The organism is Streptomyces sp. Je 1-369 (genome assembly GCF_026810505.1).
Taxonomy (GTDB): Bacteria; Actinomycetota; Actinomycetes; order Streptomycetales; family Streptomycetaceae; genus Streptomyces.
The window spans coordinates 5,017,501-5,033,040 of the sequence record NZ_CP101750.1 but is presented as its reverse complement, the minus strand read 5'-3'; the positions used below and the strand labels follow the sequence as shown (position 1 = coordinate 5,033,040).

The following is a 15,540-nucleotide window of genomic DNA, read 5'->3' as shown; positions in this document are numbered from 1 at the left end:
GTGTCGTTGCTCATTTGATGGGGGCAAAACCGCACACTCTCCTCACGATCGTCGCCCCCGAGACCAAAACCGCCCTAAAGCGTAATCGACTTCGCGGGCACTTTGTACTGACCGGTCAGTGCCGGACGGCCCTACCCGTCGAGCTCGCGCCGCAGCCGCACCTCGTCCACGCGCCAGAAGGTGTGCTGCTCCCCGTCCACGAGGACGACGGGAATCTGCTCCCAGTAGGCCCGGTGGAGCTCCTCGTCCCGCGTGATGTCCTTCTTCTCCCACGGGGTGCCGAGCTCCCCGCAGACTTTCTCGATCACCGACTGTGCGTCATCGCACAGATGGCACCCCGGCTTCCCGATGAGGGTGACCAGCCGCTCCCGCGGCTTCTTCTTCTCCGTACGACCGCTCGTACGACCGCTGCTACGACGAAAGATCGGGCTCATGCCGCCATTCTCACCCGCCCTCCCACGGCCCGGACACAGAGAGTTCACAGGCCCGATTCCTCCCGACTCCGGAACCACCGAACAAACTGGCTATGCTCACGGCATGGCCGCTCTCGGATGGCTCACCCCCCGTAGGCGCTCCGCCACGGCGCGGAGCGTGTTGGCAGGCGAGGCCTCGGCTGAGGCAGCGCGCAAGTCCTCCCAGGAGCAGGAGGAGCTCGACGCCCTCGCCGCACAGGCCGCGCCTGACGAAGGCGAGCAGGAACCGGAGTTCCCCGTCGTCGGCGACGACAAGGCCGCCGCCTTCTTCGACCTCGACAACACCGTGATGCAGGGCGCCGCGATCTTCCACTTCGGCCGCGGGCTCTACAAGCGCAAGTTCTTCGAGCGCCAGGAGCTGTTCCGCTTCGCCTGGCAGCAGGCCTGGTTCCGGCTCGCGGGCGTCGAGGACCCCGAGCACATGCAGGACGCACGCGACAGCGCCCTGTCCATCGTCAAGGGCCACCGGGTCGCCGAGCTGATGTCCATCGGCGAGGAGATCTACGACGAGTACATGGCGGAGCGCATCTGGCCCGGTACCCGCGCCCTCGCCCAGGCCCACCTCGACGCGGGCCAGAAGGTCTGGCTGGTCACCGCCGCGCCGGTGGAGATCGCCACGGTCATCGCCCGCCGCCTCGGCCTGACCGGCGCCCTCGGCACCGTCGCCGAGTCCGTCGGCGGGGTCTACACCGGAAAGCTCGTCGGCGAGCCCCTGCACGGCCCCGCGAAGGCCGAGGCCGTCCGCGCGCTGGCCGCCGCCGAGGGCCTGGACCTGGGCCGCTGTGCCGCGTACAGCGACTCGCACAACGACATCCCGATGCTCTCCCTCGTCGGGCACCCGTACGCGATCAACCCCGACGCCAAGCTGCGCAAGCACGCCCGCGATCGGGACTGGCGGCTGCGGGACTACCGCACGGGCCGCAAGGCCGCGAAGGTCGGCATCCCCGCCGCCGCCGGTGTCGGCGCGCTCGCGGGCGGCGCCGCCGCGGCCGTCGCCCTGCACCGCCGCCGCCACTGACCTCGCATTTCGCCCTGCGCGCACGCTCCGCCCCGAGCATTCCGTCGGTCCTACCCCGCCACGCCTGCCGCCAGTCACGCCGGTAGCACTCGGCCACAACACGCCTCAGGCCGACACGGAATGTGAACTGATTCGATCAATAAGCGGTCACTCTGCGGTACTTGACCGGGCGCCAATGGGTTACAGAAGCGACGTAATCGATGATTTGAGCAACTGGGTGTAGCGCTGCCTGTACGAAGCGTTATTCTCCTCAGACGCATAAGGGACCCCGCACGTCGCTACGACGGGTGAACGGTCCCGCACTGCACGTGATGGAAGCTCTGCCTCTGGGAGTCCCGTGTACCCACACGTCGGGGTTGACGCCTCGGGCCTGGCTACGCTGCGCGCAACGGTCATCGACCGCTTGCGCGGCTTCGTCCCCACCGCGTACGCCGTCCCCGCCGTCCCCGCCCTTGCCGTCCCCGCACCCGCCGGGCCCTGCTATGCCCTGGCGAACGGCGGTGCGGCAGTCAGCAGACGGGCCCGTTCCGGTTCCGCTGCCGCCACCTCGGCCCCCACCCCCCGCCGCCCCGCGGCGGACAGCGACAGCGCACGCATGATGGACCTGGTCGAACGTGCCCAGGCCGGCGAGTCCGACGCCTTCGGACGCCTCTACGACCAGTACAGCGACACGGTCTACCGCTACATCTACTACCGCGTCGGCGGCAAGGCGACCGCCGAGGACCTCACTAGTGAGACCTTTCTGCGCGCCCTCCGCCGCATCGGCACCTTCACCTGGCAGGGCCGCGATTTCGGCGCCTGGCTGGTCACGATCGCGCGCAACCTGGTCGCCGACCACTTCAAATCGAGCCGATTCCGCCTCGAGGTGACCACCGGCGAAATGCTCGACGCCAACGAAGTCGAGCGCAGCCCCGAGGACTCCGTCCTGGAGTCCCTCTCGAACGCCGCCCTCCTCGAAGCCGTCCGCCGACTCAACCCCCAGCAGCAGGAGTGCGTGACCCTGCGCTTCCTCCAGGGCCTCTCCGTCGCCGAGACCGCGCGGGTCATGGGCAAGAACGAGGGCGCGATCAAAACACTCCAGTACCGCGCGGTGCGCACACTGGCCCGACTCCTGCCCGACGACGCCCGTTAGCGCTCCGTAGCGCCCAACTCGCCATCCGTGGCGGCCAGATGGGCGCCACGGAATTGTCGCGGTCCGATCATCTGTCGTCCGTAACCCAAGTGCCGCGACGCTCGTTGTGCGGGATGCAGGCTCCCTGTGGTCGCTACCTGGCTGGCTCCGCTCACCCGATCGTGTGGAAATGGTCAGGACATGCAACCCTCAGGACCCCCTGGGGAGTCGACCGTCTTGACGAGAGGAGGTGCCGCCAGTGATCGCGAACGTATCGGCCCACCGGCGGGCGAACGCCTTCGCCCAGGCCCTGGAGGAGCATTCCGACCAGGGTCCGGCGGCCGAGCAGTCCGTGGACTCCACGCCCGTACCCGCGGCCGCACCCGTGGAGTCCCCCGAAACCACCGGCCGCGCCGAACCGTCCGAGCAGAGCCGCATGCTGGCCCTGGCGGACGGTCTCGACGCGCTGCCAAAGCCCGCCCTGGACCCCGAGGTCAAGGTCGTCCAGCGCGCCCAGCTCGTGGCCGCGATGGAAGCCATGTTCCTCGAGGGCGGCAGTCCCGCCGTGCCCGAGCAGCGGTCCCGCAAGGGTGCTCACCGGGCGGGTGCTCTGCGGAAGTTGCGGCCGCGCTCCCGCCTGTCCAAGGGCATCGCGGCGGGCGGCCTCACCGTCGGCGTCGCCGCGGGCGCGTTCGGCGGAGTGGCCGCGGCCAGCTCCGACGCGCTCCCCGGCGATTCGTTGTACGGCCTCAAGCGCGGCATGGAGGACTTCAAGCTGGGCCTGGCCGACGACGACACCGACCGCGGCCAGATCTACCTGGACCACGCGTCGACCCGCCTGAACGAAGCCCGCAGGCTCATGGAGCGGGGCCGCTCCGGCGCCCTGGACCACGAGTCCCTCGGCGAGGTCAGGCGAGCCCTCTCCGGCATGCGGCACGACGCCGCGGAGGGCCACCGCCTGCTCCTCGAGGCGTACGAACGCGACGGCTCCCTGGGCCCCATCCAGGCGCTGTCCGCGTTCTCCCGGTCGCACCGCGAGGCATGGACCGACCTCAAGGGACGCCTGCCCGTCCAGCTGGGCGACGTCGGAGAGCAGGTGAACTCCGTCTTCGACGCCATAGACGAAGAGGTCGACCCGCTGCGCTCCCTCCTGCCCAGCGCGCCGGAGAAGGGCGGCTCCACAGGGCGTACGTCACGTGGCCCCAGCGGCTCCGACAGCTCCGACGGCCGTCCCTCCCACCCCTCGGGCGGCGGCAGTTCCCACCACAGCGGGACGGGCAGCGACAGCAAGCCGAAGCCCTCCACGTCGGACCGCAAGGACGACGGCCTCCTCGGCGGCACCACCGGCGGCCTCCTCGACCCACCGGACGAGAAGACCAGCCCGGAGCCCTCGGACGGCAAGAGCAAACCCGGCCGCCACAGCTCCCCGGCCGAGCCGGACGTGACGCTGCCCCCGCTCCTGCCCGGCCTCCAGCTCCCGGAGCTCGGCATCAAGGGCGAGGACGCGAACTAGTCCTTGCCGGTACGCGGCTGGGGCGCCCTCCTGGTGAGGAGGGCGCCCCAGCCGCGTACCCACGCCCAGAAGAACACCCTCTAGCCCATAAGAACACCGTCTAGAAGAACACCGACCGCCGCTGCACCAACAGCTTGTACAGCGAATGCTGTATCTGCTCCCGCACCTGATCCGTCAGGTTGAACATCAGCATCGGGTCCTCCGCCGACCCCTTCCCAACGCCGCCCTCGCACCGCTTCGCGGGCTTCGCACGGCTGCGTCGGACTCCGTCCGCCGACTCCACGCACCCCGGCACAGTCGCCTCAGAAGAACACCGACCGCCGCTGCACCAACAGCTTGTACAGCGAATGCTGTATCTGCTCCCGCACCTGATCCGTCAGGTTGAACATCAGCATCGGGTCCTCCGCCGCCTCCGGCGGATACCCGTCCGTCGGGATCGGTTCACCGCACTGGATCGTCCACTTCGTCGGCAACGGCACCGCACCCAACGGACCGAGCCACGGGAACGTCGGAGTGACCGGGAAGTACGGGATGCCGAGGACCCGCGCCAGCGTCTTGGCGTTGCCGATCATGGGGTAGATCTCCTCCGCCCCGACGATCGAGCACGGCACGATCGGTGAGCCCGTGCGCAGCGCCGTCGACACGAAGCCGCCGCGGCCGAACCGCTGCAGCTTGTAGCGCTCACTGAACGGCTTCCCTATGCCCTTGAAGCCCTCCGGCATCACGCCCACCAGCTCGCCCCGCTCCAGGAGCCGCTCCGCGTCCTCCGCGCACGCCAGCGTGTGCCCGGCCTTGCGGGCCAGTTCGTTGATCACCGGCAGCATGAAGACGAGGTCGGCGGCGAGCAGCCGCAGGTGCCGGCCCTCGGGGTGGTTGTCGTGCACCGCGACTTGCATCATCAGGCCGTCCAGCGGCAGCGTCCCCGAGTGGTTGGCGACGATCAGCGCCCCGCCGTCGGCGGGGATGTTCTCGATGCCCTTCACCTCGACCCGGAAGTACTTCTCGTAGAACGGCCTGAGCATCGACATCAGGACCTGGTCGGTGAGCTCCTCGTCGTAACCGAAGTCGTCGACCTCGTACTCACCCGTGAGCCGCCGCCGCAGGAACGCCAGGCCGCCCGCGATGCGCCGGTCCCAGCCGCCACCACCGGCCCGCGGCCCCGGCACCCGCCCCCGCGGCTCCGCGGGCACCGGCTGCTCCTCCGCGGCCTGCCGCACGTCCTGCGGCGGCCCCTCCTGCTGCCCGGGCAGCGCCTTGACCCCGGCCACGGGGTCGCCCGTGCGCCGGGGCGCGGACCTGCGGCGCGAGGTGCGCTGCGCGCTGCCGCGCGACCGGTCGTCGTCGAACGGAATGACCTTGGCGTCCGCCATCGTTGACGCTCTCCTCAGTTGGCGCTCGGGTGGCCGCCCGCGAGGGGCAGCGCGGCGATCCGGTCGACTGCCCCCGCGAGGGCACCTGGTGGCAGCAGCCCGGGGCCCCGGCTGCGTACGAAGTCCGCGAAGGTCTCCGCGGTCGTGTACTTCGGCTCAAACCCCAGTGTCTCGCGCATCTGCCGGGTGGCCACGACCCGGCCGTGGGTGAGCAGCCTGATCTGCTCGGGCGAGAAGTCCGTCGCCCCGAGCGTGCGCAGCGCGGAGCCGACCCAGGTGACGGCCGGCAGGAACATCGGCACGGTGGGGCGGCCGAGCCGCCGCGAGCACTGGGACAGGAGCAGCTGGCCGTCGCCGGCGATGTTGAACGTGCCGCTGTTGAGCGTGCCGCGCCGCGGTTCGTGCGAGGCGAGCCGCAGCACCTCGACCGCGTCGTCCTCATGGACGAACTGGAGGCGCGGGTCGTAGCCGAACACGGTCGGCAGGACCGGCAGCGAGAAGTACTCGGCGAGCGGGGAGTCCGCGGCGGGGCCGAGGATGTTCGCGAAGCGCAGCACGCACACCGCGACGTCGGGGCGGCGCCGCGCGAAGCCGCGCACGTACCCCTCGACCTCGACGGCGTCCTTGGCGAAGCCACCGCTGGGCAGCGATTTGGGCGGCGTCGTCTCCGTGAAGACGGCGGGGTCCTTGGGCGCCGACCCGTACACGCTGGTGCTCGACTTCACCACGAGCCGCTTGACCGTCGGCGACTTCTGGCAGGCGCCGAGCAGCTGCATGGTGCCGATGACGTTGGTCTCCTTGACCGAGCCGCGGCCACCCCCGCGGCCGCCGAGCGCCGTCGCCGTGACGTCCATGTGCACGACCGTGTCGACGCCGTGCTCGGCGAGGACCCTGGCGATCGTGGGCTGCCGGATGTCGGCCTGGACGAAGTCGGCGCCGCCCAGATGGTGCTCGGGCGGTACCGCGTCGACGGCGACCACCCGGTCGACGTCCGGGTCTCGCTGGATGCGCCGGACGAACCGTCCGCCCAGCTGTCGGGCCACCCCGGTCACGAGCACGACCTTGCCCAAGATCAGCGCCTGCCTTTCCCCAAACCCTCGCCGCGCCACCGTCGGCTGTGTCCCGGACCACGCTATCGGGTGCACGTTGCGCTGTGATGTCCGTGCACCCAGAGACGGCCGAAAACACCGAAGCCCTCCCGTCGGATGACGGGAGGGCTTCGGACCACGCTGTTACAGCGGTCGCCTACTTCTTGTTGCGACGCTGAACGCGAGTGCGCTTCAGCAGCTTGCGGTGCTTCTTCTTGGCCATCCGCTTACGCCGCTTCTTGATAACAGAGCCCACGACTACCCTCGCTCACTTCTCTTCACTCGGTGCGGGGCAGCAGACTGGGCCCACACGACCTACGTCGGCCTAGCCTACCCGTCCCCGCGTGAGGGACGTAATCGAGGGGCCATGACCCCTGCGCGACGGGCCCTCGGGACCCCTCGCTCAACCTGCTTCGACCCCCACATAGGACTCGCGGAGGTACTCGTGAACCGCCTGCTCCGGTACCCGGAAGGACCTTCCGACCCGGATGGCGGGCAGATGACCGCTGTGCACCAGCCGGTACACGGTCATCTTGGACACTCGCATTACCGAGGCGACTTCCGCCACGGTCAGAAACTGAACCTCGTTCAGCGGCCTCTGGTCTGCAGCCATGACACCCCACCTGAACCTTCCGCACATGACGGGCACCGGCTTCCCCTTCCGGTGACTCTTCGTCGCTGCGCGCTCACTCCCCAGACTAGGGGCGGATGGTGCGAGTGGGGAAGAGGAGCAGCCATCGGCCGCCTACTGTGACAGACACGCTCGATTGAGTACATAGCGAGTAAGCGGTCGGTAGTAATCAGACCGCACAGCGTCATCAAGCGGAACGACGACGGACACCTGCCCCTCGGCCTCCCCGACGAACAGCGCGGGATCGTCCGTATCCGCCAGACCGATCGCCTCGAACCCCAGCTGACCTGCTCCGCAGACCCATCCGTGGTCCCCCACGACCAAGCCCGGAAGCGGTCCGCCGGCCTCCGCTGCGGCATCCAGGGCAGCCCGAATCGGGAGGGGTGAGTGGGTGTGTGCGCCGGTCTCACTCCCGGTGGGACGCACGCCGGGTTCGCGCACCAGCGCGACTCCTTGTACGTAGTCAAGGTTGTACGTGCGTAGGCCAAACCGGGTCGTTATGTCGACACTGTTGCCCTGCGCGGGGGTGAGGACAGGACATCCGGCCGCCGACAAGGCGTCCGCCAACGCGGCGTAGAACCCGAGCAGCCGGTGCGGGTGACCGGTCCCGAAGAGCACGGGGAGACGCCTCCGCGCGGCGGCCGCGAGCCGTTCCGCGAACGCGTCGAGCGCCACCAGCGTCCGTTCCGGATCGATGACGTCGGCTCCCGAGGTGCACCTCGGATCGGCCGACACTCCGCACTTGTCCGACATCAGGCGCAACAGATCGCCCGGGCCCCAGCCCCATTCGGGGTCGAGCCCGAGAAGTATCCGCGGGTCACGGGCCGCGAAGAGCCGATAGCTCCGCAGGCTCTCTTCCCGTGAGGTCGCCACGGGCCCGGCCAACCGGGCCGCCAACAGATGCGCACGCAGGGCGCCGGTGCTCAACACGCTGCCGATGCTGGCGCATCCACCGCCCCGCGTCCCCAAAACCCCGGAAAACACCCACAGTTGGGCTAACACGGGCATACTCGGGACCGGCCCTCTCCGTCGGCCCTGTCCGTCGATCTCCTCCGTCGGCAACCTCCGTCGGCCCTGCTACGCCAGCAGCCCCCGCAGCGGGAACACGGCGCGTCGCGCGGCGAGCACCGCCTGATCGAGGCGGTCCTCGGGGTCGTAACCCGACTCCCACCCCTTCCAGTCCACCGGCCACCGGCCGTCCGTCATCCGCCCGGGCGCCAACTGGCGCGTGCGGGCGAAGACTTCCTGCCGCCAGGACTCGGGGATCTCCGCGGTCGGTTCGACCGGCCGCCCCGCGGCGACGGCGACGAGATGCGTCCAGGACCGCGGCACCACATCCACCACCGCGTACCCCCCACCGCCGAGCGCGACCCACCGCCCGTCCGCGTACTCGTGGGCCAGCTCGTGGCACGCCACCTGCACGGCCCGCTGCGCGTCCAGCGACACCGCGAGGTGCGCCAGCGGGTCCTCGAAGTGCGTGTCCGCGCCGTGCTGCGTGACGAGGACCTGCGGCCGGAACTCGGCGAGCAGCTCGGGCACCACAGCGTGGAAGGCCCGCAGCCATCCCGCGTCCCCCGTACCGGCGGGCAGCGCGACGTTCGCGGCCGTCCCCTCGGCCGCACCGTCCGCACCCGTCTCGTCGGGCCACCCGGTCTGCGGGAACAGCGTCCGCGGATGTTCGTGGAGCGAGACCGTGAGAACCCGCGGGTCCTCCCAGAACGCGGCCTGCACCCCGTCACCGTGGTGCACATCCACGTCCACGTACGCCACGCGCTCCGCGCCCAGTTCCAGGAGCCGGGCGACGGCCAGCGCGGCGTCGTTGTAGATGCAGAACCCGGAGGCGCCCCCGGGCATCGCGTGGTGCAGCCCGCCCGCGAAGTTCACCGCGTGCAGCGCGTCCCCGCGCCACACGGCCTCGGCCGCGCCGACGGACTGTCCTGCGATAAGCGCCGACACGTCGTGCATCCCGGCGAAGGCCGGGTCGTCCTCCGTGCCGAGCCCGTACTCCCCCCGCGCGGACGCCGGGTCCACGGAGGCGGCCTTCACCGCGTCCACGTAGTCCCCGCGGTGCACGAGCCGCAGCGTCGAGTCACCGGCGCGCTTGGCCGAGACCACCTCCAGCTCCCGGTCGAGCCCGAAGGCGTCGACGAGACTTCGGGTCAGCCCGAGCCGGACCGGGTCCATCGGGTGACCCGGGCCGAAGTCATAGCCCGTTACTGCCTCGTCCCACATCAGCTGTGCGCGGCCACTCATGCCCGTCACCGTACCGGTCCGGTCCCGGGGCGAAGGAACGGGCGTACGGCAAGGTCAAGAGCACCAACACCATGGGAACGACCATGGCCCCCCGGTAGTTCCAGGCGTCCCCGAGTGCTCCCACCAGCGGCGAACCGATCAGAAAGCCCACATAGTTGAAGATGTTCAGTCGCGCGACGGCCGCATCCGAAGCCCCCGGGAACAGCCTTCCCGCCGCGGCGAACGTCTGCGGAACGATCACGCACAGCCCGAGCCCGAGGACCGTGAACCCGGCGATCCCGACCCACGCCCCCGGCGCCACCGCCACGACCGCGAACCCCAGGGCCGCCACCACGGACCCGGCCCGCACCACCGCCACGGCACCGAAGCGCCGCACCCCGAGGTCCCCGAGCGCGCGCCCCACCAGCGTCATGACCATGTAGACGTTGTACGGAACGGTGGCGACCTCCTCCGAGCTCCCCAGCACGTCCTCCAGGTACTTGGCGCTCCAGTTGGAGACGGTCGAGTCACCGATGTAGGCGAAGGTCATCACCAGGCAGAGCGGAAGCAGCACCTTGAACACGACGCCGTCCCCACGACCGCCCGCCTCCGCCCCGGCCCCTCCCTCGGCCGCCTCCGCATCGACGTACCACCGAGTCCCGATCAGCGCGGCCGGCAGCAGCACGGCCACGACCGGCAGATAGGAGACGAAGAGCGACAGATCCCAGTGCGCCCCGGCCCAGGCCAGCGACGCCCCCACGATCCCGCCCAGGCTGTACGCGGCATGAAACCCGAGCATGATGCTCCGCCCGTACGCCCGCTGAAGACTCACCCCGAGCATGTTCATCGACGCGTCCAGCGCACCCACCGCGAGCCCGAACGCCCCGAGCGCCACAGCGACCTGCCACAGCGCGTCCCCCGCGCCCACGCCAAGCAGCGCCAGCAGCACGACGGGCTGCGACCACCGCAGCACGACGCTCGGCGGCACCTTCTTGACCAGCTGCTCGGTACCCACGCTCCCGGCCCCCGCCAGGATCGGCACCGCCGCGAGGAAGACGGGCAGCAGCCCGTCGGATATCCCGTACCGGTCCTGGATCGCCGGGATCCGCGTCACCAGCAGGGCAAAGGTCACGCCCTGCACCAGGAACGCGAACGCCAGCGAGGCCCTGCCGCGCCGCAGCACTTCGGTCATGGCTGCAGAGCGTAGGGCCCCGGACTACCCGTGGGTAGATAGATCACTCACCCAATTCAGCACCCTTCGCGCCTCGCAGCGCACGCCCCGCCCATCTCCCCAGCCGTCTCCCCGACCGCCTTCCCGACCATCTTCTCCATGGGCGCGACGGCCAGGGCGCCGCTCACCCACACGGTCAGCGTGATCGTCACGGCCGCGATCGCCCCACCGAGCCACACCATCGTGTCGACGGGCAGCGTGTAGGCCCCGACGACCCGCAGCAGCGCCTCCCCGAACAGCCCCGCACCCCACACGACCGAGAACGTCCGCTCCAGCCGCGCGAACCGCCCCCGCCCGGCGCTCAACCGCTCCCACGCCGCGGTCCTCGCCGCCTTCCCCTTGGTCACCCAGGGCTTGAGGGCAACGGTCATCAGCGGCCGCCCGGCCACCACCGACAGCAGAACCGCGATCCCCACGGTCGCCGTGATCGCGCTGTCCTTGGCGAGCATCAACCGCGGATCCCCGGCGATCAGGCTCATTCCCAGCCCAACGACGTTGGCGGTCAGAATCAGCGCGGCGAGCCCGTTGACCCGCCGCTCCTCGACCAGCCCCCACGCCGTCCGCGCAGCAGGCATCACGCTGCTCCAGGCGAGCGCCGCCATGGTGCCCATTCCGAACCCCTTGCTGAGCAGGTAGTACGAGGCGGTGGGCACCAGCGCGTCGAGCACGAGCGGCTTCAGGGACTCGACGCGCGCTTTGCGTACGCCGCGGGCGTCACCCGCGTCACCCGCGTCACTGGCATCACCGGCAGCGGTACGGGCGCGGCCGACCTCGGCACGGGGCTGGAACTCGACAGGTGTGTCGGTGGCGAGCTGGCTCATGATCGGGTTCCTCCGTCGGGCTGCGGTGTGCGTCCGGTTCCTTCGCGACGACCTCAGCTTCGCCTCTACGGCCCACTCACCGACAGGAACGATCGTCCGGACCTCACCATGACAAATGTCAGCCCCACTCCCCGGCTGCCGTCATACGAGCAGGTCGGGCAACTCCCGCAGGTCACCGAAGAGTTCGGTGGCGCCCGTGAGCCGCTCGGCGGGCGTCATCGCGGTGTACCCGAGGACGTCCATTCCGGCGGCGACGGCGGCCCGCACCCCGAGTGGGCTGTCCTCCACCACGACGCACTTCTCCGGCGCGACACCCATGCGCTCGGCGGCGTACAGGAAGAGATCGGGCGCCGGCTTGCCCCGCCCGACGTCCTGCGCACTGAAAACCCGGTCCTCACCGAACCATTTGTCGAGCCCGGCCTTCCGATGTCCGACGCGAATCCGCTCATGGCTCCCGGAGGACGCCAGACAGTAGGCCACGCCGTCCCCGGCCAGCTTCTCCAGCACTTCCACGGCCCCGTCCACGGGTCGCAGCTCCCGTTCGAAGGCGGCGAACACCCGCCCGTGAAAGACGTCGTCGAAGTCCTCGGGAAGCCGCCGCCCACTCCGCTCGAGAATCAGATCGTGTACGCGGTGCACGGCGGCCCCCATGTAATCGCGCAGGGAGTCCTCGTACGAGGTGGGGTGCCCGAGCTCGGTCAGATAGGCGGCCAGGATCGTATTGGAAATCGGCTCGCTGTCCACCAGAACGCCGTCGTTGTCGAAGATGACGAGGTCGTATCGCATATCCCGACCCTAATCCTTCTCCGAAAAACCACCGTGGACCCCAGAAGGACCCCTGGAACGCAGAAAACCCCCGCACCAATGGTGCGGGGGTTTTCCCAAAAAAAGTTCGGCGGCGTCCTACTCTCCCACAGGGTCCCCCCTGCAGTACCATCGGCGCTGTGAGGCTTAGCTTCCGGGTTCGGAATGTAACCGGGCGTTTCCCTCACGCTATGACCACCGAAACACTATGAAACTGTCAACCGCACCATGCGTGACCTTGCATGGGGTTGTTCGTGGTTTCAGAACCAACACAGTGGACGCGAGCAACTGAGGACAAGCCCTCGGCCTATTAGTACCAGTCACCTCCACCCGTTACCGGGCTTCCAGATCTGGCCTATCAACCCAGTCGTCTACTGGGAGCCTTAACCCCTCAAAGGGGGTGGGAATACTCATCTCGAAGCAGGCTTCCCGCTTAGATGCTTTCAGCGGTTATCCTTTCCGAACGTAGCCAACCAGCCATGCCCTTGGCAGGACAACTGGCACACCAGAGGTTCGTCCGTCCCGGTCCTCTCGTACTAGGGACAGCCCTTCTCAATATTCCTACGCGCACAGAGGATAGGGACCGAACTGTCTCACGACGTTCTAAACCCAGCTCGCGTACCGCTTTAATGGGCGAACAGCCCAACCCTTGGGACCGACTCCAGCCCCAGGATGCGACGAGCCGACATCGAGGTGCCAAACCATCCCGTCGATATGGACTCTTGGGGAAGATCAGCCTGTTATCCCCGGGGTACCTTTTATCCGTTGAGCGACGGCGCTTCCACAAGCCACCGCCGGATCACTAGTCCCGACTTTCGTCCCTGCTCGACCCGTCGGTCTCACAGTCAAGCTCCCTTGTGCACTTACACTCAACACCTGATTACCAACCAGGCTGAGGGAACCTTTGGGCGCCTCCGTTACTCTTTGGGAGGCAACCGCCCCAGTTAAACTACCCATCAGACACTGTCCCTGATCCGGATCACGGACCGAGGTTAGACATCCAGCACGACCAGAGTGGTATTTCAACGTTGACTCCACGAACACTGGCGTGCCCGCTTCAAAGTCTCCCACCTATCCTACACAAGCCGAACCGAACACCAATATCAAACTGTAGTAAAGGTCCCGGGGTCTTTCCGTCCTTCTGCGCGAAACGAGCATCTTTACTCGTAGTGCAATTTCACCGGGCCTATGGTTGAGACAGTCGAGAAGTCGTTACGCCATTCGTGCAGGTCGGAACTTACCCGACAAGGAATTTCGCTACCTTAGGATGGTTATAGTTACCACCGCCGTTTACTGGCGCTTAAGTTCTCAGCTTCGCACGCCCGAAAGCGCACTAACCGGTCCCCTTAACGTTCCAGCACCGGGCAGGCGTCAGTCCGTATACATCGCCTTACGGCTTCGCACGGACCTGTGTTTTTAGTAAACAGTCGCTTCTCGCTGGTCTCTGCGGCCACCCCCAGCTCACGGAGTAAATCCGATCACCAGTGATGGCCCCCCTTCTCCCGAAGTTACGGGGGCATTTTGCCGAGTTCCTTAACCATAGTTCACCCGAACGCCTCGGTATTCTCTACCTGACCACCTGAGTCGGTTTAGGGTACGGGCCGCCATGAAACTCGCTAGAGGCTTTTCTCGACAGCATAGGATCATCCACTTCACCACAATCGGCTCGGCATCAGGTCTCACCCTCATGTCATCCGGATTTACCTGGATAACGGGCTACACCCTTACCCCGGGACAACCACCGCCCGGGCTGGACTACCTTCCTGCGTCACCCCATCACTCACCTACTACCACCTTGGGTCGGCGGCTCCACCACTTCCCTTTGCCCGAAGGCTCCAGGACGGCTTCACGGCCTTAGCATTAATGGGCTCGATGTTTGACGCTTCACAGCGGGTACCGGAATATCAACCGGTTATCCATCGACTACGCCTGTCGGCCTCGCCTTAGGTCCCGACTTACCCTGGGCAGATCAGCTTGACCCAGGAACCCTTAGTCAATCGGCGCACACGTTTCTCACGTATGTATCGCTACTCATGCCTGCATTCTCACTCGTGAACCGTCCACCACTGCCTTCCGGCGCGGCTTCACCCGGCACACGACGCTCCCCTACCCATCCCAGCACCCGTTGGGGCTTATTGCTGGAATGACACGACTTCGGCGGTACGCTTGAGCCCCGCTACATTGTCGGCGCGGAATCACTAGACCAGTGAGCTATTACGCACTCTTTCAAGGGTGGCTGCTTCTAAGCCAACCTCCTGGTTGTCTCTGCGACTCCACATCCTTTCCCACTTAGCGTACGCTTAGGGGCCTTAGTCGATGCTCTGGGCTGTTTCCCTCTCGACCATGGAGCTTATCCCCCACAGTCTCACTGCCGTGCTCTCACTTACCGGCATTCGGAGTTTGGCTAAGGTCAGTAACCCGGTAGGGCCCATCGCCTATCCAGTGCTCTACCTCCGGCAAGAAACACACGACGCTGCACCTAAATGCATTTCGGGGAGAACCAGCTATCACGGAGTTTGATTGGCCTTTCACCCCTAACCACAGGTCATCCCCCAGGTTTTCAACCCTGGTGGGTTCGGTCCTCCACGACCTCTTACAGCCGCTTCAACCTGCCCATGGCTAGATCACTCCGCTTCGGGTCTTGAGCGCGCTACTAAATCGCCCTATTCGGACTCGCTTTCGCTACGGCTTCCCCACACGGGTTAACCTCGCAACACACCGCAAACTCGCAGGCTCATTCTTCAAAAGGCACGCAGTCACGAGGATGGAGCAAGCTCCATCCCGACGCTCCCACGGCTTGTAGGCACACGGTTTCAGGTACTATTTCACTCCGCTCCCGCGGTACTTTTCACCATTCCCTCACGGTACTATCCGCTATCGGTCACCAGGGAATATTTAGGCTTAACGGGTGGTCCCGCCAGATTCACACGGGATTTCTCGGGCCCCGTGCTACTTGGGTGTCTCTCAAACGAGCCGCTAATGTTTCGACTACGGGGGTCTTACCCTCTACGCCGGACCTTTCGCATGTCCTTCGTCTACATCAACGGTTTCTGACTCGTCTCACAGCCGGCAGACTGTAAAAGAGAGATCCCACAACCCCGTATGCGCAACCCCTGCCGGGTATCACACGCATACGGTTTGGCCTCATCCGGTTTCGCTCGCCACTACTCCCGGAATCACGGTTGTTTTCTCTTCCTGCGGGTACTGAGATGTTTCACTTCCCCGCGTTCCCTCCACACTGCCTATGT

13 protein-coding genes and 2 rRNA genes (1 of these 15 only partly in view) are annotated in these 15,540 nt (G+C 67.3%); 3 read left to right on the top strand and 12 right to left on the bottom strand.

The window, feature by feature from the left end; translation table 11 throughout:
* Positions 1–131: 131 nt before the first annotated feature.
* Positions 132–434, bottom strand: coding sequence for a glutaredoxin family protein (locus NOO62_RS22925; protein ID WP_268772766.1), 303 nt, complete (start codon positions 432–434; stop codon positions 132–134).
* A gap of 103 nt (positions 435–537) precedes the next feature.
* Here NOO62_RS22925 and NOO62_RS22920 point away from each other — a divergent pair, with 103 nt between their 5' ends.
* From NOO62_RS22920 to NOO62_RS22910, 3 genes are all read left to right on the top strand, one after another.
* Entirely contained in the window at positions 538–1,491 is a 954-nt protein-coding gene (locus NOO62_RS22920) for an HAD family hydrolase (RefSeq protein ID WP_268772765.1), read from the top strand.
* A gap of 337 nt (positions 1,492–1,828) precedes the next feature.
* Positions 1,829–2,623 (top strand): ECF subfamily RNA polymerase sigma factor, BldN family, encoded by a 795-nt coding sequence (locus tag NOO62_RS22915; RefSeq protein WP_268772764.1) that lies wholly within the window; start codon positions 1,829–1,831, stop codon positions 2,621–2,623.
* A gap of 238 nt (positions 2,624–2,861) precedes the next feature.
* Complete coding sequence (locus NOO62_RS22910; RefSeq protein ID WP_268772763.1) at positions 2,862–4,115, top strand: DUF5667 domain-containing protein; 1,254 nt, start codon at positions 2,862–2,864, stop codon at positions 4,113–4,115.
* Between the two features lie 302 nt (positions 4,116–4,417).
* Here NOO62_RS22910 and NOO62_RS22900 read toward each other — a convergent pair whose 3' ends face one another.
* From NOO62_RS22900 to NOO62_RS22850, 11 genes are all read right to left on the bottom strand, one after another.
* Positions 4,418–5,485 carry a lysophospholipid acyltransferase family protein gene (locus NOO62_RS22900; RefSeq protein ID WP_268772762.1) on the bottom strand — a complete coding sequence of 356 codons (1,068 nt, stop codon included), beginning with the start codon at positions 5,483–5,485 and terminating at the stop codon, positions 4,418–4,420.
* Positions 5,486–5,499: 14 nt separating this feature from the next.
* Positions 5,500–6,555 (bottom strand): NAD-dependent epimerase/dehydratase family protein, encoded by a 1,056-nt coding sequence (locus NOO62_RS22895; RefSeq protein ID WP_268772761.1) that lies wholly within the window; start codon positions 6,553–6,555, stop codon positions 5,500–5,502.
* Between the two features lie 175 nt (positions 6,556–6,730).
* Positions 6,731–6,829 (bottom strand): 30S ribosomal protein bS22, encoded by a 99-nt coding sequence (locus NOO62_RS22890; RefSeq protein WP_003948845.1) that lies wholly within the window; start codon positions 6,827–6,829, stop codon positions 6,731–6,733.
* A gap of 147 nt (positions 6,830–6,976) precedes the next feature.
* A complete protein-coding gene (locus tag NOO62_RS22885; protein ID WP_157869005.1) occupies positions 6,977–7,186 on the bottom strand; it encodes a helix-turn-helix domain-containing protein in 210 nt (69 codons plus the stop codon).
* Between the two features lie 132 nt (positions 7,187–7,318).
* Positions 7,319–8,134, bottom strand: coding sequence for a phosphatase (locus NOO62_RS22880; protein WP_268772760.1), 816 nt, complete (start codon positions 8,132–8,134; stop codon positions 7,319–7,321).
* 147 nt (positions 8,135–8,281) lie between these two features.
* Positions 8,282–9,457, bottom strand: a complete 1,176-nt coding sequence (locus NOO62_RS22875; protein WP_268772759.1) for an acetoin utilization protein AcuC — start codon at positions 9,455–9,457, stop codon at positions 8,282–8,284.
* Positions 9,408–10,628 carry an MFS transporter gene (locus NOO62_RS22870; RefSeq protein WP_268772758.1) on the bottom strand — a complete coding sequence of 407 codons (1,221 nt, stop codon included), beginning with the start codon at positions 10,626–10,628 and terminating at the stop codon, positions 9,408–9,410. The genes NOO62_RS22875 and NOO62_RS22870 overlap by 50 nt, the downstream gene beginning before the upstream one ends.
* A 56-nt stretch (positions 10,629–10,684) precedes the next feature.
* Positions 10,685–11,488 carry a VC0807 family protein gene (locus tag NOO62_RS22865; protein ID WP_268772757.1) on the bottom strand — a complete coding sequence of 268 codons (804 nt, stop codon included), beginning with the start codon at positions 11,486–11,488 and terminating at the stop codon, positions 10,685–10,687.
* Positions 11,489–11,629: 141 nt separating this feature from the next.
* On the bottom strand, positions 11,630–12,274 hold the full coding sequence (locus NOO62_RS22860) for an HAD family hydrolase (RefSeq protein ID WP_268772756.1): 645 nt from the start codon (positions 12,272–12,274) through the stop codon (positions 11,630–11,632).
* 104 nt (positions 12,275–12,378) lie between these two features.
* Positions 12,379–12,495, bottom strand: a 5S ribosomal RNA gene (gene rrf / locus NOO62_RS22855).
* 87 nt (positions 12,496–12,582) lie between these two features.
* A 23S ribosomal RNA gene (locus tag NOO62_RS22850) occupies positions 12,583–15,540 on the bottom strand (it continues 164 nt past the right edge of the window).

What these genes read in the sequence shown, in the direction of transcription:
- NOO62_RS22925 (WP_268772766.1), bottom strand. Translation starts at nt 434, where the DNA reads ATGAGCCCGATCTTTCGTCGTAGCAGCGGTCGTACGAGCGGTCGTACG.
- NOO62_RS22920 (WP_268772765.1), top strand. Translation starts at nt 538, where the DNA reads ATGGCCGCTCTCGGATGGCTCACCCCCCGTAGGCGCTCCGCCACGGCG.
- NOO62_RS22900 (WP_268772762.1), bottom strand. Translation starts at nt 5,485, where the DNA reads ATGGCGGACGCCAAGGTCATTCCGTTCGACGACGACCGGTCGCGCGGC.
- NOO62_RS22885 (WP_157869005.1), bottom strand. Translation starts at nt 7,186, where the DNA reads ATGGCTGCAGACCAGAGGCCGCTGAACGAGGTTCAGTTTCTGACCGTG.
- NOO62_RS22875 (WP_268772759.1), bottom strand. Translation starts at nt 9,457, where the DNA reads ATGAGTGGCCGCGCACAGCTGATGTGGGACGAGGCAGTAACGGGCTAT.
- NOO62_RS22870 (WP_268772758.1), bottom strand. Translation starts at nt 10,628, where the DNA reads ATGACCGAAGTGCTGCGGCGCGGCAGGGCCTCGCTGGCGTTCGCGTTC.
- NOO62_RS22865 (WP_268772757.1), bottom strand. Translation starts at nt 11,488, where the DNA reads ATGAGCCAGCTCGCCACCGACACACCTGTCGAGTTCCAGCCCCGTGCC.
- NOO62_RS22860 (WP_268772756.1), bottom strand. Translation starts at nt 12,274, where the DNA reads ATGCGATACGACCTCGTCATCTTCGACAACGACGGCGTTCTGGTGGAC.